General features: G+C 40.2%; 22 protein-coding genes. 10 read left to right on the top strand and 12 right to left on the bottom strand.

The window, feature by feature from the left end:
• The first annotated feature begins 63 nt into the window (after nucleotides 1–63).
• The gene (locus R2Q80_RS09840) at nucleotides 64–1,014 is read left to right on the top strand and encodes a D-2-hydroxyacid dehydrogenase (RefSeq protein ID WP_316799433.1); all 951 of its coding nucleotides are present in this window, start codon (nucleotides 64–66) and stop codon (nucleotides 1,012–1,014) included.
• A 76-nt stretch (nucleotides 1,015–1,090) separates the two neighbouring features.
• Here R2Q80_RS09840 and R2Q80_RS09835 read toward each other — a convergent pair whose 3' ends face one another.
• The 3 genes from R2Q80_RS09835 to R2Q80_RS09825 are packed head-to-tail and all read right to left on the bottom strand — an operon-like array spanning nucleotide 1,091 to nucleotide 2,554.
• Complete coding sequence (locus tag R2Q80_RS09835; protein ID WP_316799432.1) at nucleotides 1,091–1,237, bottom strand: hypothetical protein; 147 nt, start codon at nucleotides 1,235–1,237, stop codon at nucleotides 1,091–1,093.
• 1 nt (nucleotide 1,238) lies between these two features.
• The gene (locus R2Q80_RS09830) at nucleotides 1,239–1,742 is read right to left on the bottom strand and encodes a hypothetical protein (protein WP_316799431.1); all 504 of its coding nucleotides are present in this window, start codon (nucleotides 1,740–1,742) and stop codon (nucleotides 1,239–1,241) included.
• Nucleotides 1,743–1,774: 32 nt separating this feature from the next.
• On the bottom strand, nucleotides 1,775–2,554 hold the full coding sequence (locus tag R2Q80_RS09825; RefSeq protein WP_316799430.1) for an SAM-dependent chlorinase/fluorinase: 780 nt from the start codon (nucleotides 2,552–2,554) through the stop codon (nucleotides 1,775–1,777).
• Nucleotides 2,555–2,657: 103 nt separating this feature from the next.
• Between R2Q80_RS09825 and R2Q80_RS09820 the strand changes: the two genes are divergently transcribed.
• The 4 genes from R2Q80_RS09820 to R2Q80_RS09805 all read left to right on the top strand — a co-directional run bounded on the left by R2Q80_RS09820 (nucleotide 2,658) and on the right by R2Q80_RS09805 (nucleotide 5,979).
• Nucleotides 2,658–3,617, top strand: a complete 960-nt coding sequence (locus tag R2Q80_RS09820) for a PhoH family protein (protein WP_316799429.1) — start codon at nucleotides 2,658–2,660, stop codon at nucleotides 3,615–3,617.
• A 30-nt stretch (nucleotides 3,618–3,647) separates the two neighbouring features.
• Complete coding sequence (locus tag R2Q80_RS09815; protein ID WP_316799428.1) at nucleotides 3,648–4,592, top strand: phosphoribosylaminoimidazolesuccinocarboxamide synthase; 945 nt, start codon at nucleotides 3,648–3,650, stop codon at nucleotides 4,590–4,592.
• Between the two features lie 35 nt (nucleotides 4,593–4,627).
• Nucleotides 4,628–5,005 (top strand): STAS domain-containing protein, encoded by a 378-nt coding sequence (locus R2Q80_RS09810; RefSeq protein WP_316799427.1) that lies wholly within the window; start codon nucleotides 4,628–4,630, stop codon nucleotides 5,003–5,005.
• Between the two features lie 68 nt (nucleotides 5,006–5,073).
• Complete coding sequence (locus R2Q80_RS09805; RefSeq protein WP_316799426.1) at nucleotides 5,074–5,979, top strand: ribonuclease Z; 906 nt, start codon at nucleotides 5,074–5,076, stop codon at nucleotides 5,977–5,979.
• A gap of 87 nt (nucleotides 5,980–6,066) precedes the next feature.
• Here the strand turns inward: R2Q80_RS09805 and R2Q80_RS09800 are convergent, their stop codons facing one another.
• The 3 genes from R2Q80_RS09800 to R2Q80_RS09790 form a co-directional block, all read right to left on the bottom strand.
• A complete protein-coding gene (locus R2Q80_RS09800) occupies nucleotides 6,067–7,017 on the bottom strand; it encodes an MlaD family protein (protein ID WP_047797857.1) in 951 nt (316 codons plus the stop codon).
• Nucleotides 7,018–7,199: 182 nt separating this feature from the next.
• Complete coding sequence (locus R2Q80_RS09795; RefSeq protein ID WP_316799425.1) at nucleotides 7,200–7,976, bottom strand: N-acetylmuramoyl-L-alanine amidase; 777 nt, start codon at nucleotides 7,974–7,976, stop codon at nucleotides 7,200–7,202.
• Nucleotides 7,977–7,986: 10 nt separating this feature from the next.
• Entirely contained in the window at nucleotides 7,987–8,850 is an 864-nt protein-coding gene (locus R2Q80_RS09790; RefSeq protein WP_316799826.1) for an N-acetylmuramoyl-L-alanine amidase, read from the bottom strand.
• Nucleotides 8,851–8,924: 74 nt separating this feature from the next.
• On the opposite strand from R2Q80_RS09790, the gene R2Q80_RS09785 reads away from it, so the two are divergent.
• Genes R2Q80_RS09785 through R2Q80_RS09775 form a run of 3 tightly spaced genes read left to right on the top strand, consistent with a single transcriptional unit; the run spans nucleotide 8,925 to nucleotide 14,234 of the window.
• Nucleotides 8,925–11,582, top strand: a complete 2,658-nt coding sequence (locus tag R2Q80_RS09785; protein WP_316799424.1) for a putative LPS assembly protein LptD — start codon at nucleotides 8,925–8,927, stop codon at nucleotides 11,580–11,582.
• A gap of 4 nt (nucleotides 11,583–11,586) precedes the next feature.
• Entirely contained in the window at nucleotides 11,587–12,840 is a 1,254-nt protein-coding gene (locus R2Q80_RS09780) for a competence/damage-inducible protein A (RefSeq protein ID WP_316799423.1), read from the top strand.
• A gap of 47 nt (nucleotides 12,841–12,887) precedes the next feature.
• Nucleotides 12,888–14,234 carry a dihydrolipoamide acetyltransferase family protein gene (locus tag R2Q80_RS09775; protein ID WP_316799422.1) on the top strand — a complete coding sequence of 449 codons (1,347 nt, stop codon included), beginning with the start codon at nucleotides 12,888–12,890 and terminating at the stop codon, nucleotides 14,232–14,234.
• 11 nt (nucleotides 14,235–14,245) lie between these two features.
• Here R2Q80_RS09775 and pdeM read toward each other — a convergent pair whose 3' ends face one another.
• From pdeM to R2Q80_RS09755, 4 genes are all read right to left on the bottom strand, one after another.
• The gene (gene pdeM / locus R2Q80_RS09770; RefSeq protein WP_316799421.1) at nucleotides 14,246–14,884 is read right to left on the bottom strand and encodes a ligase-associated DNA damage response endonuclease PdeM; all 639 of its coding nucleotides are present in this window, start codon (nucleotides 14,882–14,884) and stop codon (nucleotides 14,246–14,248) included.
• Between the two features lie 15 nt (nucleotides 14,885–14,899).
• Nucleotides 14,900–17,377, bottom strand: a complete 2,478-nt coding sequence (locus R2Q80_RS09765; protein ID WP_316799420.1) for a ligase-associated DNA damage response DEXH box helicase — start codon at nucleotides 17,375–17,377, stop codon at nucleotides 14,900–14,902.
• 63 nt (nucleotides 17,378–17,440) lie between these two features.
• Nucleotides 17,441–19,030 carry an ATP-dependent DNA ligase gene (locus R2Q80_RS09760; protein WP_316799419.1) on the bottom strand — a complete coding sequence of 530 codons (1,590 nt, stop codon included), beginning with the start codon at nucleotides 19,028–19,030 and terminating at the stop codon, nucleotides 17,441–17,443.
• A complete protein-coding gene (locus R2Q80_RS09755) occupies nucleotides 19,027–20,058 on the bottom strand; it encodes a ligase-associated DNA damage response exonuclease (protein ID WP_316799418.1) in 1,032 nt (343 codons plus the stop codon). The genes R2Q80_RS09760 and R2Q80_RS09755 overlap by 4 nt, the downstream gene beginning before the upstream one ends.
• A 182-nt stretch (nucleotides 20,059–20,240) precedes the next feature.
• Between R2Q80_RS09755 and R2Q80_RS09750 the strand changes: the two genes are divergently transcribed.
• Entirely contained in the window at nucleotides 20,241–20,870 is a 630-nt protein-coding gene (locus R2Q80_RS09750; protein ID WP_316799417.1) for a SatD family protein, read from the top strand.
• Entirely contained in the window at nucleotides 20,851–21,561 is a 711-nt protein-coding gene (locus R2Q80_RS09745) for a DUF3307 domain-containing protein (protein ID WP_316799416.1), read from the top strand. The genes R2Q80_RS09750 and R2Q80_RS09745 overlap by 20 nt, the downstream gene beginning before the upstream one ends.
• A gap of 33 nt (nucleotides 21,562–21,594) precedes the next feature.
• Here R2Q80_RS09745 and R2Q80_RS09740 read toward each other — a convergent pair whose 3' ends face one another.
• Together R2Q80_RS09740 and R2Q80_RS09735 are read right to left on the bottom strand one after the other, a co-directional pair.
• Nucleotides 21,595–23,766, bottom strand: a complete 2,172-nt coding sequence (locus R2Q80_RS09740) for a S9 family peptidase (protein WP_316799415.1) — start codon at nucleotides 23,764–23,766, stop codon at nucleotides 21,595–21,597.
• 96 nt (nucleotides 23,767–23,862) lie between these two features.
• Nucleotides 23,863–24,510 carry a DUF4412 domain-containing protein gene (locus R2Q80_RS09735; protein WP_316799414.1) on the bottom strand — a complete coding sequence of 216 codons (648 nt, stop codon included), beginning with the start codon at nucleotides 24,508–24,510 and terminating at the stop codon, nucleotides 23,863–23,865.
• Nucleotides 24,511–24,515 lie beyond the last annotated feature (5 nt).

The raw sequence follows: 24,515 nt of genomic DNA, 5'->3' as shown, positions 1-24,515 counted from the left end.
TTTAGGAGATAATTGATCTGGCACATCAGCCGGTTTAATGAATTTATTCAGTGAATAAACGATATGATTAAGATATTAGCGAACGATGGAATAGATCCCATTGGAAAAGAATTACTGGAAAAAGCTGGGTTTCAGGTGGACACGGAAACCATTCCGCAGGATCAGTTGAGCGAAGCTTTGAAAAACTACGATGCCATTACGGTACGTAGTGCTACCAAAGTTAGAAAAGAACTTATAGATGCAGTTCCGAACATTAAGTTGATTGGACGTGGTGGTGTTGGTATGGATAATATTGATGTAGATTATGCCCGTAGTCAGGGTGTAGCTGTAGTTAATACACCAGCAGCCTCATCATTATCAGTTGCCGAGCTGGTATTTTCACACCTGTTTACCGGAATCAGGTTTTTACAGGATGCTAACCGCAAAATGCCTGTTGAGGGGGCAACTCAGTTTAATAACCTGAAAAAATCTTATGCTAAAGGAACCGAGTTAAGTGGTAAAACCATTGGCATTATTGGTTTCGGACGTATTGGCCGCGCTACTGCTAAAGTAGCCCTGGGTCTTGGTATGAATGTACTGGCTTATGACTTATATCCTTCTGAGTCTGAAATTACATTAGAATTTCAGGGTGGTAAATCCGTCAGCATTCCGGTTAAAACGGTATCATTGGATGAAGTAATTGCCGGAAGTGATTTCTTTAGTTTACATACACCATTTGCAGATAAGCCTATACTGGGCGCTGAAGAATTTGCTAAAATGAAGAATGGAGTTGGTATTGTAAACTGCTCACGTGGTGGTACAATAGATGAACCTGCCTTAATTGAAGCTTTAGATTCTGGTAAAGTTGCCTTTGCCGGTTTAGATGTATTTGATAATGAACCGACGCCACTGGCAGCGATTTTAACGCATCCGAAGATTTCGTTAACGCCACATATCGGCGCTTCGACTAACGAAGCCCAGGAACGTATTGGTACAGAACTTGCCACATTAATTATTGAGCACTTCAAGAAATAAATGGTTTCGTCATTTGGGGAAACGATTTGAAATGTGCTGATTGAATTTTTAAGGCCAACTGGGAAGTTGGCCTTTCTTAATCTAAAGCATTCGTAGTAATCCAATAACGATAACCCAATATCGCTTTCTGGAATGTTGTCAATTTCGCCGGGTCTTTTTTATATAAACTTGGCAGTATCCACTTATTGACTTTAGCCAAAGCCTTAAATAATCCCTTTTTCATTTCACTTTATTGCTTTAAGTTTTCTGTTGAAAAAATAAAAGCCGCCGGCCATCACCAGCAGCAAAAATACGATGATGTAATTTGCGGGACTGCTTCCGGCACTTGTCGACCTGATTCTGAGCGCTTCATTCTCATCTTGCAGCTTTTTGATATTGCGCATATAGCTTTGGATCCTTTCCTGTGAATGATCGGCCACTGCAACCTTTTGCTGGTTTTGCAAATCTTTGTACTCCATCAGCACTTTCAGTTCCTTGAAAATATTATTATCGGTTAAAACTACCTGACGCAAAATTTCATTGGAATTTTTAATGTCTTTTTTGGTTTGCCAGCCGAATATCCCGCTTCGCTGATTTAAACTTTCATCATACTGACCAAATTTGGCGCTGCGTTCGGCAAGCATAGCATTAACCTTAGCACGCTGTGCAGAAAAAGCTGATGTATCCTGTTGAGCCATAGCCTGAAATGCCGGCAACAGAACAAAAAGAAGATAAAAGAATTTATTCATGAGGTATAAACGTGAAAAGGTGAGCAGTTGTTTTAAGAGTGAAACTCTACGCGCACAATATCTCCCAGATGCAGGCCTAGCAAGCCACTTGCCTTGCCTTTATTGATGGCAATTTCAAGATGGTTACTGATCCCAAACAAGCAAAGCTTTTCACCTTCCTGCACCTCATTATAGTGCCAGCTCAGCTGCGTAATGGTTTCACTTTTTCTAAAGTAAAGCGTAAAGTCGCGGTTTTTTTGAATTCTGGTAAACAGGTCTTTCGTGATGTTGGTAATCACATTACAAAATGTATCAATATAAATCACACTACCGCGGATGATATCTTTCTCGATAACAGGGTGCAGAAGCATCTTTTGCTCAATCTCTGCTACAGGTATTCCGATGTCTTTTAACTTTCCGCCCTTTGCCAGATGAGTAGCTGCTTTAACAAAAATATCAACCAGTGGAAAGTGGAGATATTTCAGGTCCTGCATAATGTTCAGTTCTACAACATCTTCCGGAACATCATCAAAAAGCAGTGAGAATATGCCGTTATCTGCGCCTACAAAAAAGTGATCGCGATGTTTAATGGCAATGTATTTTGTGTTTTCGCTGTATACGGAATCGATGCCGATTAAATGTACTGTATTTTTAGGAAAGTAGGGGTAGGCATTCTTTAATACAAATGCAGCATAGGAAATGTTAAATGATGGAACTTCGTGGGTGATATCAACTAAATTAACGTTAGGCATAAGACTCAGCAGACTGCCTTTTAGTGCACTCTGATAAAAATCTTTTGATCCTAAATCTGTTGTTAAAGTAATTATCCCCATTAAAAATTCATTATAATTGCTTATTCTTGTGTAGAGGCATAAGCGAGTGCAAATATTCAAATTTTAATTAATATAGCCCGATAACTTTTTAAAATACTATAGTTTGAACGAATTAAAATTAACTCTGGATACCGTAAATCCTGCTCATTTTTGGGGGGCTAATAACGAGAATTATGAAATGATTAAAGGTGCCTTCGCCAAGCTAAAACTGGTGGCGAGAGGAAGTGATGTTAAGGTACTTGGTGACGAGCAGGAACTTAAGTCTTTCGAGGAGAAATTTAATCAGCTGGTGGCACACCTGGAAAAGTACAGTTCGCTCAGCAATAACGATGTGGAAACTATTTTGGGTGCCAAGGCAAATGGTGTGGCAAAAAAGGAAGTGGAAGCGCCGACTGGTGGTGGTGGTGAAGTGATTGTTTTTGGAACAAATGGCTTATTGGTGAAAGCAAGAACAGCAAATCAGCGCAGAATGGTGAGCAGTATTGCCAAAAATGACATCCTGTTTGCTATTGGCCCTGCTGGAACGGGTAAAACCTATACAGCTGTAGCGCTTGCAGTTAGGGCTTTAAAGAATAAAGAAATTAAAAGGATTATTTTGACTCGTCCGGCGGTTGAGGCAGGGGAGAACCTGGGCTTTTTACCAGGCGATTTAAAGGAAAAGATCGACCCTTATTTACGCCCACTCTACGATGCCCTGGATGATATGATCCCTGCAGAAAAGCTGAAATTCTACATTGAAAACCGGACCATCGAGATTGCACCACTGGCTTTTATGCGGGGAAGAACCTTAGATAACTGTTTTGTAATCCTTGATGAAGCTCAGAATGCTACAGATATGCAGCTGAAAATGTTTTTAACCCGTATGGGGCCAACGGCTAAATTTATTGTAACCGGCGATGTAACGCAGGTAGATTTGCCTAAGAAACAAATGTCGGGTCTGTTTAATGGTTTAAGGATTCTGGAAGACATTAAAGGCATAGACATTATTTACCTGAGCGGAGAAGACGTTGTGCGTCATAAACTGGTTAAAGACATCCTGAAAGCTTATGGAGATATTCAGTAAGTAAGGTTTTTTTCCTATTTTTACTGCCTCATGAAAGCACAAAAAGAAACCAATTTTAATTTCCCGAATCAAAGTAGTTTTTATAAAGGGAAGGTACGCGATGTATATACTATCGCAGACCAATTTATGGTAATGGTTGTATCCGATCGTATCTCTGCATTTGATGTGGTATTACCTGAAGCCATTCCCTTTAAAGGACAGGTATTAAACCAGATAGCAGCGAAGTTTTTAGCTGCCACACAGGATATTGTGCCGAACTGGGTTTTATCTGTACCAGATCCGATGGTGACAATTGGACGTATCTGCGAGCCTTTTAAAGTAGAAATGGTTATCAGAGGTTACCTTGCCGGACATGCCTGGCGTGAGTACAGTGCTGGCAAACGTAAGGTTTGCGGTGTTGCCTTGCCTGATGGATTGAAGGAAAATGATCAACTGCCTCAGCCCATCATCACACCAACTACCAAAGCGTCAGTAGGGCATGATGAAGATATTTCGAAAGAAGATATCCTAGCCAGGGGAATTGTTTCACTTACCGATTATGAAAAATTAGAGCACTATACTTACGCACTATACCAACGTGGTACTGAGATTGCAGCGAAAAGCGGACTGATACTGGTAGATACCAAGTACGAATTCGGAAAAGCGGACGGCGTGATTTACCTGATTGACGAGATTCACACTCCTGACTCATCAAGATACTTTTACGCTGAAGGTTACGAAGCCCGCCAGGCTGCTGATGAACCCCAAAAACAACTTTCGAAAGAGTTTGTGAGGAAGTGGTTAATTGAGAATGGCTTTCAGGGTAAAGATGGACAGGTGATCCCGGAAATGACTCCGGAAATTGTGAGCTCCATTTCGGAGCGGTATATTGAACTTTACGAGCAGATAGTAGGTGAAAAATTTGTAAAAGCTGATGCTGATAGCATTTCCAGCCGGATTGAAGCCAATGTTTTAAAAGCTTTGGAAACCCTTTAAATTTTTATACTTTAGTACAATAAAGATTAGAAGAGATGAAGTTTTCAGTAGATAAACATGATAAATACGTAACCTTAAAGCTTAAAGAACCAAGGTTTACAAATGATAACGCACCTGGATTAAAATCTGAATTATACCTCCTTAATGCAGAAGGATTTAAGAATATCATTGTTGATTTGAGCCATGTTAAGGAATGCAATGATGCCCAGGACCTAAGTTGCTTACTGGTTGGAGACAGATTGTGCAAATCGGTTAACGGACTTTTCATTGTAACCGGCATCAATGATGAAATTGCACCGATTATCGAATTGTCAAACATATTTCAATCTGTGACGTTTGTTAATACATTGGAGGAAGCAACGGATTTCATTTTTATGGATGAATTAGAAAAGGAATTCAGAGGCGAAAAATAGTTATTGATTTAAATAATACTAAAGCCTCGTAATGTTAAAATTTACGAGGCTTTTTACATCATACCCATATGAAATTTGAAGTTACGATTCTTGGAAGTAGTTCGGCGACACCGGTTTATAACCGGAATCCATCTGCACAGCTTTTAAATTGTAACGAAAAATACTACTTAATTGATTGTGGAGAGGGTACACAGCAACAGCTTACCAGGTACAATCTAAAAGCTGCACGGATCGATTATATATTTATCAGCCATTTACACGGCGACCATTATTTTGGCTTGATTGGTTTGCTTTCGAGTTTACACCTGAATGGCAGGGTGAAGCCTATGCAGATTTTTGGTCCTAAAGCTTTATTAGAAATCCTGGAGATTCAGTTGAGGTACTCTGATACTGTTTTAAGGTATCAAATTGAATTCATGCCGATAGAGGCAGATGAGCCAAGGCAAATTTTTGAGAATCAGGATCTGGTGGTTAAAACGATTATTCTAAACCATCGTATTCCGACAACCGGGTTTCTTTTTCAACAGAAGCAAAGACAACGGAAGCTGATTAAAGAGAAGACTGATGAAATTCCGATGGCCTATTATACCGCGTTAAAAAAGGGAATGGACGTGGAATTGCCTGATGGTCAAATCCTGAAGAGCGAGGATTATACTACGCCTGCCGACCCACCACGAAGCTACGCCTACTGCTCTGATACCATTTATGATGAGCGGTATTTTAACGTGATAAAGGGATGTGATACGCTGTATCACGAGGCGACCTTTATGCATGACCTGTTAGAGCGGGCAACAGAAACGCATCATACCACTGCTTTGCAGGCCGGAGAGGTTGCTAAAATTAATGGCGTAAAAAAATTAATCATTGGTCATTTTTCGTCACGGTATAAAACACTGCAAATGCTGCTGGAAGAAACTGAATCCGTTTTTGAAAATACGGAACTTGCAGTGGAGGGAAGAACTTTTCAGCTCTAGACTGAACTTGATAATGACGATAAAAGAGAAAGGCTTGTGATTTCTAATCACAAGCCTTTCTCTTTTACTAATGAGTTTCTTGTTTTTTTATTTATCCTTATTTCCGCCGCCAAATACAGAGAAGTGTACGTAGCGTTTTGGGTTGGCTTTTAAATCGATCATCAAAGCATCGAGGTTTTTGGATGCATTATTCAGGTTGTTATACATCTGATCATCCGTTAGTAATTGCCCCAAGCTACCTTTTCCATTTTTAATTCCTGCGATAACACTTTGCAAATCTGCAATCGCATTGTTTGCATTATCTAATGTTTCTTTAAAATTAGCTGCAGCAAATTTATCGGTAACGGTATTGATATTGGTTAAAATGTCGCTGATCTTTTTATTGTTGTTATTTAAATTAGCAGTAATTCCTTCAACATTTTTAAAGATGGCTTCGATACGCGCACTTTCAGAACCAACCAGACCGTCCACTTTTTTCGAAGTATTTTCCAGCGAAGCCAGGGTTCCTGCGATACTGTTGAAACTTCTGTCTACATTTTTCTGGAAGTTCGGATTTAAAATAGAATTCACGCTGCTCAGAATGGAATCCATTTTACCAATAATCAGTTCAGCTTTCTTTTGAACCGGCTGAACCTGTTCCATCAATCCTTTTTCTACATTGGCATTTAGTGTGAATCCGTCTTCAGCCATTTTTTTGGAGTTTCCCAAAGACATTACGATGGCCTTACTTCCTAATAAATCTGTACCTTCTAAACGGGCAATACTATTTTCAGGAATATCATATTTGCTATTGATGCTTAATGTGGCCAGGATGGTACCTCCAGGTTCGAGTTGAAGTTTAGCTACCCTGCCAATTTGGTAACCGTTAATTAAAACAGGCTTTGAAACAGTTAAGCCATCCACTCGGGTGTAACGTGCAAAAAGTGTGGTTTCGCTTGAAAAAATGGAGTTTCCTTTGAGGAAATTATATCCAATTATTAATAAAGCAATGGCAAAAGCAGCTAATATCCCTACTTTGGTTTCGTTCTTAATCTTCATGAGTGTTTTATTTAATGGCAACAAGCGCTAAAATTAATACTTTAAAACTTGTTAGAGCGCACATTTTGTTTATGGTGCTTAAATATGTAATTTTAATTACATAATGCTAACTGCACCGGTTTTGTTTGATTTTGTGTTATAATTTTTTGTTTTTGTTTGCACTTACTGGATTATTACTACCGTTATTTCACCTCAATGTTTTTTTTATAGGTTTTAATGGCCTCCAGAATAGAACTGGCAACTTCATCCTGTCCTTTAGCTGAGTAAATGTATTTCTCTTCTTCAGCATTGGAAATAAAACCAATTTCAGTTAATACAGCCGGCATGCCACATCTTTGCAACACCAGCACACCTTGCTCTTTAACGCCTCTGCTGGCACGTTCATCGCGACTGATGTAGGCATTTTGAATAAGTTTGGCAAATTTAATGCTTTTATCCCGAAAGGTGTTTTTTAAAAGTGATAAAAGAATAAATGAACTTGGATTGGATGGGTCGTAGCCATCATATTTACTTTTATAGTTTTTTTCAAGTTTAATATCGGCATTTTCACGAATGGCGGCGTCTTGCTCTTTTAGGCGATGTGATCCGGCGACCAGGGTTTCAACCCCCTTTATATGTTTGTTCCCGGGAGGCATAGAGTTGCAATGTATGGAAATGAATAAATCGGCCCCCGCATCATTTGCAATTTCTGCCCTTCTGTATAAGTCTACGTCAATATCTGTTTTCCGGGTGTAGATCACTTTGATATCCGGGAGGGCTTCTTTAATTTTTTCACCGAGCTTGAGACTTACCTTAAGGGCAATAGCCTTTTCTGTGGAGATCTTTCCAGATGCACCCGGTTTTCTGCCGCCGTGACCGGGATCGATTACAATTGTTTTAATCCTGTAACCCTGTGCAGCTAACTCCAACGAAGGAATTAATGAAACGAATAACAGGACTAAAAGCAGTTTAATCTTCATTTATTTATATTTAGAAAGAAGTTTCAGCAATACGCCTGTAATTTTTAATCGCTTTGATGATACCACCTACAATTTCATTTTGTCCCTCCGGAGAACTCATATAGTCCTCCTCATCAGGATTGCTTACAAAACCGATTTCGGTTAACACAGCGGGCATTGAGGCTCTTGCCAGTACGGCCAGGCTTTTCTCCTGAACACCGCGGTTTATCCTGCCGGCGTTAACATATTCCTGTTGTAACATAGAGGCAAACTTCAGGCTTCTATCCCTGTTCGTTTGTTTCATTAACGAGATCATGATGTCGTTTTCAGGAGTGTTTGCAATAAAACCCTCATAGTTTTTCTGGTAGTTGTCTTCCAGAAACATGGAAGCATTTTCCCTTTTTATCACTTCATCTTGCTCACTCATACGTCCTGTTCCCGAAACAAAAGTTTCCGTTCCACGGGTGGATGTACTTTTAGAAGTAACCGTAGTATATACCGGAACTTTTCTGCCTTTTACTTTTTTATAGTAATCTACAACTCTTGAAACACGGACAGGCATGTCGTTAAGGTGAATGGATATGAATAAATCGGCTTTGGCATTGTTGGCAATGTTAATACGCTCATAAAGCGGAATAAAAACATCAGTTTGCCTGGTATAGATCACTTTGATGTCTTTGAGGCTATCTTGAAGCGCTTTTCCCAGATTCAGCGCAGTTTTTAAGGCCACATCTTTTTCCTTGGAATAAACGCCATGTGTAGCCCCATCTTTACCACCGTGGCCGGCATCAATAACAATTGTTTTGATTTTGTAATCCTGTGCAAAAGCTTGATTATCAATACTGTTGAATAAAGCTAAACAAATAATAAATGTTAAAATGGATTTAAGATACATCAATGGTATATTTTTCACTAATTTTGAACGTTTTTGATTAAACATTTGTGCAAAAATAACATTCAAATACGAATTTGAAACTTCTTAAGAGCTCTATTTTACTAATTTCTGTCATTTTATTAACACATGCTGTTGGTAAAGCAAACGCATTTTCTAACTTTTCATTGCAACAGGTTATTCAACAAGACACAACTAAAAAGGATACCACTAAAAAAGTTACGCCGAATAACAGCAGCCTTGATCAAAAGGTAGAGTATAAAGCTGACGACTCCATCAAAATGAATAAAGCTAAAAATATCATTTACTTATATGGCAATGCCCGTGTCATTTATGGCGATTTCGAACTGGATGCTGCCTATATTAAATACGATCAGAAGAACAATACCATTTTTGCCAGCGGAGTGAAAGACCCGAAATCGGGCAAATATACGGGGAGGCCGATTTTCAAATCCGGTGCTGAGGGCACGGCCATTGCTGATTCTATTTTTTATAATTCTACCACCACACGTGCAAAAGTTTATGGGGTATTTTCAGAGCAAGAGGGGGGATTCTTCTCCGGAGGACAGAGTAAAAAGCAGATTGATGACGAGCTTCATGTTAAAAATGTGATGTACAGTACCTGTAACCTGCCGCACCCGCACTTTGGTTTAATGATATCGAAAGGGGTGGTGACAGAAAAGCAGATTATCACAGGTCCTGTATACTTAATTTTTGAAGATGTACCTACCTTTTTTGGTTTGCCATTTGCGTTTTTCCCCAAGCCAAATAAACGAACGTCGGGCTTTATTTTACCTACGCCCGGGGAGGATGCGACAAGGGGATTCTTTTTACAGCAGGGGGGCTATTACCTTGGTTTGAATGACTATTGGGATGCTAAACTTCTGGGTTCCATCTATACCAATGGTTCTTATGAAACCAGTATATTGAGTAATTACACTAAAAGGTATAAATACAGCGGCAACATCAATCTGGCTTACGCCAGCTTCAAAGACGGACTGGAAGGCACCGAAGCATTTGCCAATCCTACCAAAAACTTCAGCATCAACTGGAGCCATAATCAGAATGCTAATGCAAATCCCGGTACTACCTTCAGTGCTTCGGTAAGACTGGTTTCAACAGGGCGTAATAGCTATTATAAAAATACTGCAGCAGGAACAACGTATGACCAGGCGGCAATTGCAACAGCTACAACATCAAGTAGCATCAACTACGCAAAGTCTTACGCCAATGGAATGAACTATTCGGTAGGTGCATCCACCGATCAAACGATCAGTACCGGTGCGATTTCAGTACGATTACCAGAAGTGACATTTAACGTTCCAACCTTTAATCCCTTTGATTCAAAGAAAAGGGTTGGCGAGCAGAAATGGTATCAGAAAATTACTGTTGGTTATAGTTTACAGGGAACAAACAAGATAGACACCTACGATAGTTTGCTCTTTAGCAATGACGGATTGAAAAGACTTCGGAGTGGTGTATCGCATAGTATTCCCGTGAACATGTCATTCACCGCTTTGAAATACCTGAACTTTAGTTTAGGAGGAACTTACAATGAGGTATGGAACTTTCAACATATCGAGCGGAAATATACTTCCTTTGCCGATGGCACCTATACCTACAGACAAGACACTTTAAGCGGTTTCAGACGCGCAGGTAGTTATAACCTCTCAACTAGTCTTTCGACGAAAATTTACGGTCGCCGTGATTTTAATCCGGCCGCGAAGATACAGGCCATGAGGCACGTAATGACGCCAAGTGTTTCACTCAGTTATTCGCCTGATTTTACGCAACCTGGTACCGGACCCTATTTATCTGCGATAGATCAAACCGGTAATCAGATCAGAACAAACGGTTTACCATTAACCTATTCTATCTTTGAAGGTATGGCTCAAGCGGGTTCATTTGGAAGTAAAAACGCCTCGATTGGCTTCAGTTTAGACAATACGGTAGAGTTAAAGGTAAGATCGAAAAATGATACTACTGGTACTGGATCAAAAAAGATTCCGATTATACAAGGCCTTAGCTTTAGCGGATCATACAATTTTCTTGCTACCTCCTATAAACTTTCTAACATCGGTTTCAGTGGCCGTTCGCAATTTACCGATAAACTGGGTATCAACTATAGTGGTACTCTGGATCCCTATGCATTGGGACCAGATACCTTAGGCACGGGTTTACTGATCAGAAGGGATCGCTATTTCTTTCAGGCAGGGAAATTTCTTCCACGTCTGGCCAATTTTGGTTTCTCGTTTGATTATAGCCTGAACCCGGAAGCTTTAAAGCGAAAAAATGAAGCCAATGACAAACTGGGTGATGCGGCAAATAAAAAAGGACTAAACGATATTCAATCCGAACAACTGGCTGCTATTAGCCGGGATCCGAATGCTTTTGTGGATTTTAATATTCCATGGAATTTCTCCTTCTCTTATAGTTTTCAATACAGTAATGATGGAAACACGACCACCTTATCGAACACATTGAATTTTAACGGAGATTTAAATCTTACGCCAAAGTGGAAGGTAACTTTTAATTCCGGCTACGATTTTAAACAAAGTGCCTTAACGCCAATGAACCTTGCTATCTACAGGGATTTGCATTGCTGGGATATGAGTGTGAACTGGGTGCCTTACGGCGCCTACAAAAGTTACTCTGTAACGATAAAAGTTAAAGCTTCTATTTTGCAGGATTTGAAACTGAGCAAAAGACAAGGTTTCTACAGCACCTTACAATAAATTTATGTTAGCCGAAATTATAACCATTGGCGATGAAATACTCATAGGCCAGATTGTTGACACGAATTCTGCCTGGATGGCTCATCAGCTGAATTTGATTGGTGTATCTGTTAAACAGGTTACCTCAGTTTCTGACGATGAACAGCACATTCTGCAAACTTTAGCAGATGCTGAAAAGCGTGCGGACATTATTTTAATTACCGGCGGGCTGGGGCCTACGAAAGACGATATTACCAAAAAGACGCTGGCAAAATATTTCGGAATGGGTTTCCGGCGTGATGAAGGTGCCCTGGAAATGGTCACTTCTATTTTCAGGAAATATAACCGTCCGCTTCTGGATATCAATGCCCAGCAGGCAGATGTTCCTGATGGATGTGAAGTGATTGTAAACAGAAACGGAACCGCACCCTGTATGTGGTTTGAGCAAAACGACAAAATTTTTGTTTCTATGCCCGGAGTACCATATGAGATGATGTACCTGATGGACGACGAAATTCTGCCCAGGATTAAATCGAGATTTAAGTTGCCATTTATTGTTCATAAAACCATTCTTACTGCTAATATCGGTGAGTCATTCCTCGCCAAAGAAATTGAAGATATTGAGGATGCTTTACCGGTGCACATTAAGCTTGCTTATCTGCCTAAATTGGGGCAGGTGCGGTTACGTTTATCTGCAAAAGGCGATTCAGAAGCCATTTTAATAGCTGAAGTTGAGGCTTATGCCCAGCAAATCATGACCAGGGTAAGGAAGTATGTAGTTGCAGATGAGGATATCCCTTTGGAAAAAGCGATCATTAATATGATGAAGCATGAAGGTTTAACCTTATCAACAGCAGAGAGCTGTACGGGTGGCTACATTGCGCATCTGATTACCCAGCATCCTGGCTGTTCATCGGTTTTCTGGGGCGGGGCAGTAGCCTATGCTTATGAGCTGAAGGAATCAATTTTAGGTGTGAAACAAAGTACTCTTGATACTTTTGGTGCGGTTAGTGAAGAAACGGTTACCGAAATGGCGGAAGGGGCTATTAAACAATTTAAGACAGATTATTCGATCGCAGTAAGTGGCATTGCCGGACCTGATGGCGGTACCGAAGAGAAACCTGTTGGGACAGTCTGGATTGCAGTTTCATCGAAAGATAAAACAATTGCTAAAGTGTTTAATTTCAGCAATAAACGCATTCAGAATATCGAGCGTTCGGCTTCCTCGGCGTTGGCAATGCTATTAAATCTACTTAAAGAAGACTTACACAAAGAATAAAAACTGTATTTTTACAGCCTTACCAATACCAAATACTGTAATTTAATATGGCTCAATACGAATTATTGTTACCAAAAATGGGTGAAAGTGTTGCAGAGGCAACTGTAATTAAATGGGTAAAGCAAATCGGCGATTCTATTGATTTAGATGACACGATTCTGGAAATTGCTACTGATAAGGTAGACTCAGAAGTTCCGTCGCCTGTTGCCGGTAAATTGGTAAAACAATTATTTAGTGAAAATGATGTTGCACAGGTAGGTGAGGTGATTGCAGTTATAGAAACAGACGTACCTGAAGCAGTTAATGAAGAGGTTCCTGCAGAGCAGACTCCTGCTGTTGAAGAAAAAGCTGAGCCCATACCAGGTATTGCACAGTTACCGGTTGCGGAAGAGCAGGCGGTGTCAGCCGACTTTATATCATCTGAAAGATTTTATTCTCCCTTAGTTAAAAGTATTGCTTCGCAGGAAAATATTCCGGTGGCAGAACTGGATACGATAAGGGGTTCTGGTGCTGATGGAAGATTAAATAAAGATGATTTATTAAATTATATAGCCAATAGAGCTGGCGATAAGCCTGCAAAGGTTGCCACTGTAACGCTTCAGGCTCCTGCTCCGCCTCTAGCTGAACAAGCAGTTCCTGTTCCGACACCTGCATCTGGCAAAGCATCGACAACTTCAGTATCGGGAGGGGATGAAATCATTGAAATGGACAGGATGCGTAAACTTATTGCCGACCACATGGTAATGAGTAAAACCACTTCTCCACATGTCACCTCATTTGTTGAAGCTGATGTAACCAACATGGTTTTATGGCGTAATAAAGTAAAAAACAGTTTCGAAAAACGCGAAAATGAAAAGATCACTTTTACACCTATTTTCGTTGAAGCGGTTGCCAGGGCTATAAAGGATTTTCCAATGGTTAATGTTTCCGTTAACGGAACTCAGATCATTAAAAAACGTGATATCAATATCGGTATGGCGGCTGCCTTACCAAGTGGTAATTTGATTGTGCCTGTAATTAGAAATGCAGATCAGCTTAATCTGATCGGGTTGACCAAAGCGGTAAACGACCTTGCAGGCAGGGCACGTAATTCTAAATTAAAACCAGATGAGACACAAGGCGGTACATTTACTTTAACAAATGTGGGATCTTTTGGAAATATCATGGGTACACCGATAATCAACCAGCCTCAGGTTGCTATTCTGGCTGTTGGTGCCATTAAAAAGAAGCCTGCGGTTCTGGAAACTGAACAGGGCGATGTGATTGCAATCCGACATATGATGTTCCTTTCATTATCTTATGACCACAGGGTAGTAGACGGATCGCTGGGAGGGATGTTTGTGCGTAGGGTTGCTGATTACCTGGAAGCCTGGGACATCAACAGGGAGATTTAATCAAATCTCCATTAAACTTCGACAACCTGATTTGGCGTTACAGCAAAAATTTGTTCATTCGTTTTAGGATAAATGTTATAAAGACCTGTGAAGGTACTAAAGGCTGGAAGAACAGCATAACTGCTTCCAAAATAAAAACAAGGAAATTTTAGTCTTTGTTTGGCCTTACCTACTATGGTTACCCCAGGATGAATGTGTCCGCTTATTGGATATAATTCCTCGTCGGTACATTTAGGTGCATCGTGTATAAAGCAGAAAGGGCCCAGACAGTAACTGGGCTCGTGGATATCGATTCGCATTGAAGCATAGTCGGCATTCGCCAGGCGATCATGATTTCCTTTGACCAACAAAAAGTTTAGTTCGTTATATTGTATTCTCCATTCGGAGAACGCATCAATATCACTGTTTAAACCATGATGAAACATATCTCCGTTAATCAGCAAGGTTTCAGGTTTGTAGGCTTCAATAAGTAATCCTAGTCTGACTAAGTCATTTTGAGCAATAGTTGCAGGCACCTGAACCCCGGCAGACCGGAAGTGGGCAGACTTCCCGAGGTGTAAGTCGCTAATGGCTAATAATTGATGCTGAGGTAAGTATAAAGCCCTTTCTTTGTCTAAAATCAGTTCTTCGCCGTGGCTTGTAATGGTCATTAATAGGTTCTTATCTTATTTAAATTTTTCTGATTCAGCTTTCATGCGGGCAATTCTTTGCTCTAATTCTTCCGAACTCATATTTTCACGTAAGCTATCCACCTTAATCGGGAATGATAGCGGCGTGAAGCTTTCTGGATTCGTGATCACTATTGTGGCATTTTGGATCCGCTCAAGTGCAGCAGCTAAACGAGGCTCTTCGAGCTGCTGGTAAAAAACTTCATCGTAGGCCTGGCGCAAAAGTAAATTATGTTTATCATAATCACTAAAAACATTGAAAAACAAACCTGCCGATGACTGGAGGTGTTTGTTGGCTACATATTTACCCGGATACCCTTGAAACACCAATCCTGAAATACAGGCGATATCGCGGAATTTTCGCCTGGCCATTTCTGTTGAATTAATGCTCAGGGTAATATCTTCTGTGAGATTCTTCGGCGAAAACACATCATAGGCAATAGCATCGTCCATTGGTATTTCAATGTCGCTTAAAAGTTCGAACCCATAATCATTCATGGCTATTGAAAAACTTATAGGCAGGAGTTTACTTAGCCGGTATGCCACGAGGGCTGCGAGCACCTCGTGTACCAGACGTCCTTCGAAGGGATAGGCAAACAGGTGAAAACCTTCCTTATTATTAATCAATTCGATCAATAATTCGTCGTTACGGGGGACGTGAGAACGCTTTTCCTGCAATAAGAACAGGGGATAAACGGAGTCTAATTCTTCATCCTGATGTGTTTTATCTAAAGCTTCATTGTATTTTTTTCGTAAAACAGAGCCAAGGTTAGATGACAGGGGCAAACGTCCACCGTTCCAGCTAGGAGAGATTGCATTTTTCTGTTTGCTTACCCGTACAATTACAGTCATATCTTTAACCTGTACAAATTCAAGCACCCTACCAGCCAGCCGGAAATTATCACCGGCTTTTAAGCGGGTAACGAAATATTCCTCCACCATTCCAATATAACCGCCCGAGAGAAATTTTACTTTCAGCATGGCATCGCTCACGATAGTTCCAATATGCAAACGGTGCCGCATAGCCAGTTGCCGGCTTTTTACTTTCCATAAGCCATCATCATCCCTGGTAACTTTTTTAAATTCATTGTAAGCACTTAGACTATCGCCACCTGACGTGATGAACTGCATTACCCATGTCCATTCTTCAGGTAGAATAAGCTTAAATGCATGTGTATTTTTGATTTCTTCATAGATCACTTTATCATCGAAGCCATCGCCAATGGCCAGGCTTACCAGATATTGCACCAGTGTATCGAAAGTCATGATAAATGGTTCGCGGCTTTCAATATTATTGGTTACTGCTGCTTCTTTAATGGCTGCTGCTTCTACCAGTTCTAAAGCATGGGTAGGTAAAAAGTATATTTTTGAAACTTCGTGAGGGGAGTGGCCTGACCTTCCGGCACGCTGAAGAAATCTGGCCACACCTTTTGGTGAACCTACCTGTACAACGGTATCTACCGGTTTAAAATCTACACCTAAGTCGAGTGATGAGGTGGCAATTACGGCTTTTAACTGACCGGAATGTAGTGCATCTTCTATCCAGTTTCGCAGTTCGAAGTCAATAGATCCGTGATGAATGGCAATTCTTCCTGCCAGTTCAGGCTCCAGGTTAAGCAAATGCTGATACCACATTTCTGATTGTCCGCGGGTATTGATGAAAATCAAGGTGGTTTTGCTTTTCTCAATAATCGGCAATAATTTGTAGGCGAGCTTTAAGCCAAGATGTCCGGCCCAGGGCAGTGTTTCAATATCATCAGGAAGGATTGATTTTATCAGAATTTTCTTTTCCAGATCAGCTTTAACAATAATCCTTTTAGCTCTGGTATCCGGCTCCAGAACATCTAAAGCTTCTTCTATATTTCCAATTGTTGCTGAAATTCCCCAAACCCTTAAAAACTGATTTTTTTCGAGCTTTTGCAAGCCTTTAATTCTGGATACAGCAAGCTCAACGAGTACACCCCGTTTGCTTCCCAATAATTCGTGCCACTCATCAGCAACAATACATTTAAGATTTTTAAATAAAGTTGATGAGCCTTTTTGTGCCAGTAGTAAATGCAAACTTTCAGGTGTAATCAATAAGATTTCTGGCATTGACTTTTTTTGCTGTACTTTTTCAGCCTGTGACGTATCTCCGTTTCTTACCCCAACGTGCCAATCCAGTTCAATTTCCAGCAATGTTTCGCGCATGGCTCTGGCAATATCTTTGGCCAGTGAACGGAGAGGGGTAATCCAGATCAGTTGAAGCCGGTCTTTTGCCTTTTTATTGCTGGCTTCGGAGGCATTTAATGCTTCTATCACTACAGCCAAAAACAGAGAGAACGTTTTACCGAAACCTGTAGGCGCATTTACCAGTCCACTATAGCCGTTCAGGTAATTCTGCCAGGCATCTTCCTGAAATTTAAATGGTTTGCGACCATTGGCTTTAAGCCATTGCTTAATTGTTTTATAGCCTTTGGTTTTGGTTTGATCCATGTAGGGGTAGAAATTACTATTATTTATTAATATTGCCGTAATTAATGGGAATGAAACTGGAAACTATAATGTTGATTCCAGCAGTTGCTTCAGGTCGTCCAGGGTATTGATTTCAGCGGCTTTTTTGTCTTTTCTCCAACGCAAAATTCTCGGAAAGCGCAGCGCTAATCCGGCTTTGTGACGTTTGCTTTCAGCAATTCCTTCAAATGCAATTTCAAAAACAAGTTCAGGCTTAACGGTTCTGACCGGGCCGAATTTTTCGATGGCATTCCTGGTTACAAAAGCGTTGACTTCCTTAATCTCTTTATCTGTTAATCCAGAATATGCTTTTGCGATGGTGACCAGGTTTTCACCATCGCGAACCGCAAAAGTATAATCGGTAAAGAAATTTGCCCTGCGGCCGCTACCTTTCTGAGCATAAATCATTACTGCATCCACTGTGTATGGGTTTACTTTCCATTTCCACCAGTCGCCACGTTTACGGCCACTATGATAATGTGAGCTTAATTTCTTGAGCATAATTCCCTCGCTATTAATCTCGCGTGATGTTTTCCTTTGCTCTGCTAATTCTTCCCAGGTTTTACAGGTGATCACGGGTGAAAGGATAACTGCGCTTTTTGCCAAGCTGCCAATCAGCTGTTCCAGAATTCTTCTTCTTTCACTAAGTGGCTGTTCACGGAAATCAACGGTTTCATATTCTAAAATATCGTATACAAAAAAACCTATAGGTGCTTCTTCCAGTTGTCTTTTACTGATGGTTTTTCGGTTTAATCTTTGTTGCAAAGTGCTGAATGATAATACCTGTTTATCCTGAACGGCGAGTATCTCTCCATCGAGAACTACTCCATCAGGCAAAATATCCATTAGAAAGTGGAGTTCAGGGAACTGTTCCGTTACCAGCTCTTCGCCTCTCGACCATATAAATAATTCGCCATTGCGTTTAACAATTTGCCCCCTGATGCCATCCCATTTCCATTCTGCCTGCCACTCTGAAATATCACCTAATTTTTCTGGTTCTTGTTCTAAAGCATAAGCTAAGCAAAAAGGATAGGGCCATGAATTATCTGTATTTACATGGACGCCATTTATAAGTTCACTGAAAGTAATTTCGTAAGGGTTCCATTTGCCCATGATGCTGTGCATGATTTGTGCGCTATCCAGATTGCTTTGTTTTGCAAGTGCGTTTACCAGCATTTTATTTGATACGCCAATCCTGAAATTTCCTGAGATTAGTTTATTGAAGATAAACCGTTCCTGGGTTTCGAGTGTGTTCCAGGCGTTCAGGATAAATGTCTTTTTTGCTTCATCGTCTTTACCCTCCAGATTATGCAGATCTTCAATCCACTTATGTAATTGAAAATCCGAAGTATGCTCAGCCGGGGGAAGGAGCAGTGCGATTGTTTCACTTAAGTCGCCCACGTTAGAATAACTTTCTGAGAATAGCCATTCGGGAGTTTGCGTCATTTCAATTGCCCAATATTTTATTAATGCAGATTTAATTGGACGCCGGGGTTTCTTCCCTGTGAATAAAGCAATCACCCAAATCTTATCTCTGTCGTCGGCATAATTGAAATAATCTACCAATGACGCAATTTTATCGTTGGTTTTATTGCTCAGTTCGAGCTGCTGGATGAGTTGTGCAAAACGCTTCATATCTTTGGGTTTTCGCTTTGCATTGCTAAGTCCTTATCCTCTTCATCATCCTCCTGCCCAAATTTAGTCATCACCTCCTCTGACTCGATGCCATTATCATTTAAATAACGGCTGAATGCGGCTGTAAAACCATGTGTAACATATACTTTTTCTGCTCCGGTTGCACCAATGGCTGCTATCAAACCGGTCCAGTCTGCGTGGTCGCTCAATGCAAATCCGGCATCAGCACTTTGCCATCGGCGGTGTGCACGCACCTGCATCCAACCCGAACAAATTCCGGTAACCGGATGAGACAGGTTTTTAATCCAGCGACTATCTCTCATGGCAGGAGGAACAATTACGATTCCTTTTTGCAGTTCATCTTTGGTTGTCTCCGGGGTAATTCTTATGGTTTCAGGCAAGTTAACACCTGCATGGATAATGACCTCATTCAGGTTGGCAATGCTGTTATGAACATAAATGGGTACATCGCCCGAGAGGTTTTTAATTAACCGCTGGGCTTTACCTAAACTATAGGCAATGAGTACACTTGTTTTCTGTTGGTTAATGTTGTCAGTTACCCAGTTTTTGATTTTATCAAATACAATATTTTGTTTCTGCCATTTATAAACAGGTAAACCAAAGGTACTTTCAGACACAAATGAGTGACACTTTACAGGCTCGAAAACATCACTGATACCATCGTCTTCGGTTTTATAATCTCCTGAAATTACACAAATTTCTCCCTTATATTCCAACCGAACCTGTGCAGAACCGATAATATGACCAGCAGGATAAAAAGATATATTTACGCCATTTCTAACTATGCTTTCTCCGTAGTTTAGTGTTTCTACATCCAAATCTTCGCTAATCCGCCGTTTAATGATGGGTTTAGTAAGTGTATGGCATAGATAATGCTTATTACCGAAACGTACGTGATCGCTGTGTCCGTGAGTTGTTACGGCATAATCTACAGGCCACCAGGGATCTACATAGAAATCACCCTGCTTACAGTAAATACCTCTTTTGGTAAATTCGATTAATGCCATGAGTAGTAAACAATGAACTGGGCGATAAGTTTTGGCAGTATATCGGCTAATTACCCGATAAAGTTGAATATCGGGTGATTAGCCGATAAATCAGAATATCTGGTAAATAGCCGATAAATTAAAATATCGGGTAAATAGCCGATAATTATTTGAAATGTAATTAATAAATTGGATATTGTACCATGATTTGCATTATTACAGGCGATATTATTGGTTCAAGAAAAATTAAAGATAGCTGGCTGGTTAACTTAAAAGCTGCTCTGAAAATAGTTTCGGGGCAAAGCAGCAAATGGGAAATTTACCGTGGGGATAGCTTTCAGTTAGAAGTTGAGCCAGATCAAGCCATTAAAGTTGCCGCTTATTTAAAAGCTTGCATCAAAATAAATAAACCAGCTGATGTACGGATGGGGATTGGAATTGGCATGGTGGGCAGCAAGCGGAGGAAACTCTCTGAATCGAGTGGAGAAGCTTTTATTAATTCGGGTATTGCTTTTGATAGTTTAAAGCAGGCTAAAGTGAACCTGGCCATAAAAACGGATTTCTCCGATTTCGATGAAGAGATAAACATTTTGATTAAACTCTCGTTAATTGCGATGGATAGCTGGGGGACTGTGGCAGCAGAAATGGTAAAACTGGCACTGGAAAATGAAAATGTGGTGCAAAGCGGTCTGGCAGCTATTTCCGGACGAACACAGTCGTCAGTTAGTGAAGCATTAAAACGTGCGCATTATTCTGAGTTAATGGAGATGAACGAATTATACCGTAAAAAACTGAAAAACTTAATTCTGAACCATGGAAATCTATCTGGTTAAACTCATCATGGCCCATTTAATTGGTGATTTCTTTTTGCAACCTACCAGCTGGGTGAAAGATAAAGAAGAAAAGAAACTCAAATCAGTAAAATTATATCTGCATGTATTGGTCCATGTGGTATTGATTTTTATTGTTTTTTTGAGTTTTAACGTTTGGAAAACAGCGCTTGCTATAGGAATTATTCATCTAATCATTGATGCCTTAAAATCAATATTACAGACGCGAAGGAACACCAGGTTATTATTTTTTACGGATCAGGTTTTGCACATCAGCTCCATTGTTCTGGTATGGCATATCGTTTATAAAGGCAGTATAAACATTGGTTTTGTAAATGATGTGAGAAGCTGGGTGGTGCTATCCGGCTTACTTTTCTTAACAATGCCTACATCGGTTATTATGAAAGTAATTATTGCCCGCTGGCTACCTGAAAGTAATGATGAAAGTCCGAAATCATTGGAGAATGCGGGGAAATATATTGGCATCCTGGAGCGAACGTTAATTTTTATTTTCATCCTAACGAATCATTTTGAAGCTGTAGGTTTCCTACTTGCGGCCAAATCTATTTTTCGCTTCGGTGATTTAAAAGAAGCACATGATTTAAAGCTAACGGAGTATGTGCTTATTGGTACATTGCTGAGTTTTGGGATTGCAATCGTAGTTAGTTTCTTCAGTCAGATCCTGATTATATGAAAAAGGCAGCCCTGGAGCTGCCTTCGAGAAAATTTATCTTGCTCCCGGAGGGCAATTTTCTTTTAAGAATTTAGTATACGTTAATGACAGATGCTCGCTTGTACCTTCACCTTCAGAAATACTGTGTGTACGATTGGGATAGCTCATTAGCTGAAAAACCTTTTTGTTTTTGATTAATTCATTGATTAGCATCTCTGCATTCTGATAATGAACGTTATCATCACCTGTACCATGAATATACAATAAGTTGCCCTTTAAGTTTTTAGCATAAGTAACAGGAGAACCTTTGATATAAGCTTCTTTGCTTGGGAAAGGAGTCCCCATATAGCGTTCCTGATAAACATTATCATATGTTAACTGATTGCCTACAGCTGCAATAGCAATTCCAGTTTTATAAATCTCCGGATACTGGAACATCAGATTCAGCGTAGAAGATCCTCCGCCACTCCATCCCCAAACCGCTACACGGTCTTTATCCATAAAAGCATTTGTTGCAAGTAATTTTTTAGCTGCCATTGCCTGATCGCGGATATTAATTACACCAATGTTTTTATAGATGCCTTTTCTCCATGCAGCACCCTTTGGCACAGGTGCACCCCGGTTGTCCATAGAAATATAAATGTAACCGTCTTTTGCCATATCGCCTGCATAAAGACCATTTCTACCTGCTCCGTAAGTATCTGATGCTGTTGGAGAAGCCGGCTCACCGTAAACATAAAACACAACCGGATACTTTTTATCAGGATTAAAATTATCCGGCTTTTTCATCCAGCCATCTAATTCTATACCATCTTCGGTAGTGACTTTAAAGAATTCCACTTTATTTTTAGCGGGTTCCTGTTTAGAAAGCTGTGTGGTAATACTTCCATCCATAGTGAACGGGTTACCGGTGTTAAAATTCATCCATTCGGTAACCGGACGCACTGTAGCGCTATTGTAAGTGTGACGGGCAAACGCTGCGTTCGGAGAAATATCATAGCCATGTGTACCGGGAAGCAGAATAGAAGGGGTAACCTCCTCTAGTTTCCCTTTGCCATCCAGTTTGGTTTTGTACAAATAACGCTGAGTAGCATTAGTAGGAGAGGCAATGAAATACACGTAATTATTTTTATCGTCGATTAATTTGACGTCAACCACATCATAATTACCCCTGGTAATTAAAGTTTCTTTTTTGCCATCGCGGCTAATTCTATATAAATGGTTCCAGCCATCCTTATCAGATAAAATAGTAAACTCTTTATTGTCATTTAACCATTTCCACTCATCCTGAGCATCGATCCATGCTTTGGCTTTCTCGGTATGCACAGTTTTTGCCGTTCCAGTAGCAGCATCACAAATGAAAACAATACTTTCATTTTGCTCACGGTTTAATTGCTGAAGAATGATTTCATTACTACCGGGTACCCATTGCATGCGGGGGATATAATGCTGAATATTATCACCTGGTACATTCAGCCAGTTTGTTTTTTCAGAAGCAATGTCGACAACCCCGACCTTACAAGCTGAAGGATTTTCACCAACCTTTGGATATTCAACCGGTATTGTGAAGGGATAAATAGAATCAGTATTGTTAATCATCAGGAAGTTTTTGATTTTAGTTGCATCAATTTGCCAGTAGGCAATTGATTTACCATCAGGGCTCCACCGGAAACCATCTCTGCAATCAAATTCTTCTTCGTAAACCCAATCGAATGTACCATTAATCATCCGATCAGTTCCGTCGGTTGTTAAGGCTTTCGCATCGCTGCCATCAATATTTTCGACATACAGGTTGTGCTTGCTAACGTAAGCCACCTTGCTGCCATCGGGAGATAGTTTAGCAAACATGAGCGATGAAGCGGGTTTGTTTTTCCCGATCTGAGAGATCTTGTTTGCTGTTAAATCTGCAAGCCAATAGTCGCCGCGTGTATCATAGCGCCAAACCTTTTTACTGTTGGTATAAATAAGTGCCTTTGTACCATCTGCAGACAATTGAAAACTACGAACAGCAATGGCATTGTCTTTACCGGCAGGGGTTAGGAGCGCGCGGGAGATAACCGTTTTACGTTCATTTTTGGGCAAAGTAACCGACACAATTTCACCACCAGCAATCTGATAATAGGAATTGCCATCTTTAGCCCAGTTTACGCCCTGAGCTTTTGCATCTGTTAATAAGCAAACAGCAATACAGGCAATCGATAGTTTAAATAATAGATTTTTTATCATAGAGAAATAGGTCATAAAAAAAGCTTTTTAACTTTTCGGCTAATTTAAATAAAATGCCGGCAGTTAAAAAGCCCTTAATTATCAGATATTGGTTATTTATTCTCCACCACCTTGCATGGCTTTTAGCTCATCCATGGTTACTATATCGTAACCTGCAGGAATCTCAGTAGATATTGCACCAACTTTGGCTTCAGAAAGAGACTTTAGAACCAAATCAGAACTTACACCATTAATAACTGCCGAATATTTCACAGGAAAGGCATTCAAACCTTTGAAAAAACCTGCGCTGGTGATTGCTGAAATATCAACGTCTTTAGTTGCCCACAATTCATGTGCACCACCTTTATCATCTTTATAAGTATACTTCTCTGCGCTTAAACCGGCAATGGTTTGCTTTTCACCAGTAGCTTTGTAATCAGAATATTTCGGCAGCAATGCTTCCTGTGCTTCCGTGTCAGCCTTACTAACCTTTACTGCGAATTGTTTTTGCGCAACGGGAACATCAATCAATAATAAACCCGTTTTATCGGCTGTGTTAGAGATAATGTTCACTAAAGCCGGCCCGTTTTCAATTTCTAATTTGGTTAATGCACCATTAAATTTGGTTTTAACATCAGTTGTAGAGCCATTTGCGGTAACAGCAAAAACCAAAGTACCTTCGGTAACTTTCTTTTGGGCGTGTACAATGATAGCTGTACTGACTAGGATTAAAGCGACAACGCTAGTTTTGATTGATTTTAACATGTTTT

The organism is Pedobacter frigidisoli (assembly GCF_032678525.1).
Lineage (GTDB): Bacteria > Bacteroidota > Bacteroidia > Sphingobacteriales > Sphingobacteriaceae > Pedobacter > Pedobacter frigidisoli_A.
The sequence above is the reverse complement of the archived record's forward strand: the minus strand, read 5'-3'. Positions and strand labels throughout refer to the sequence as shown.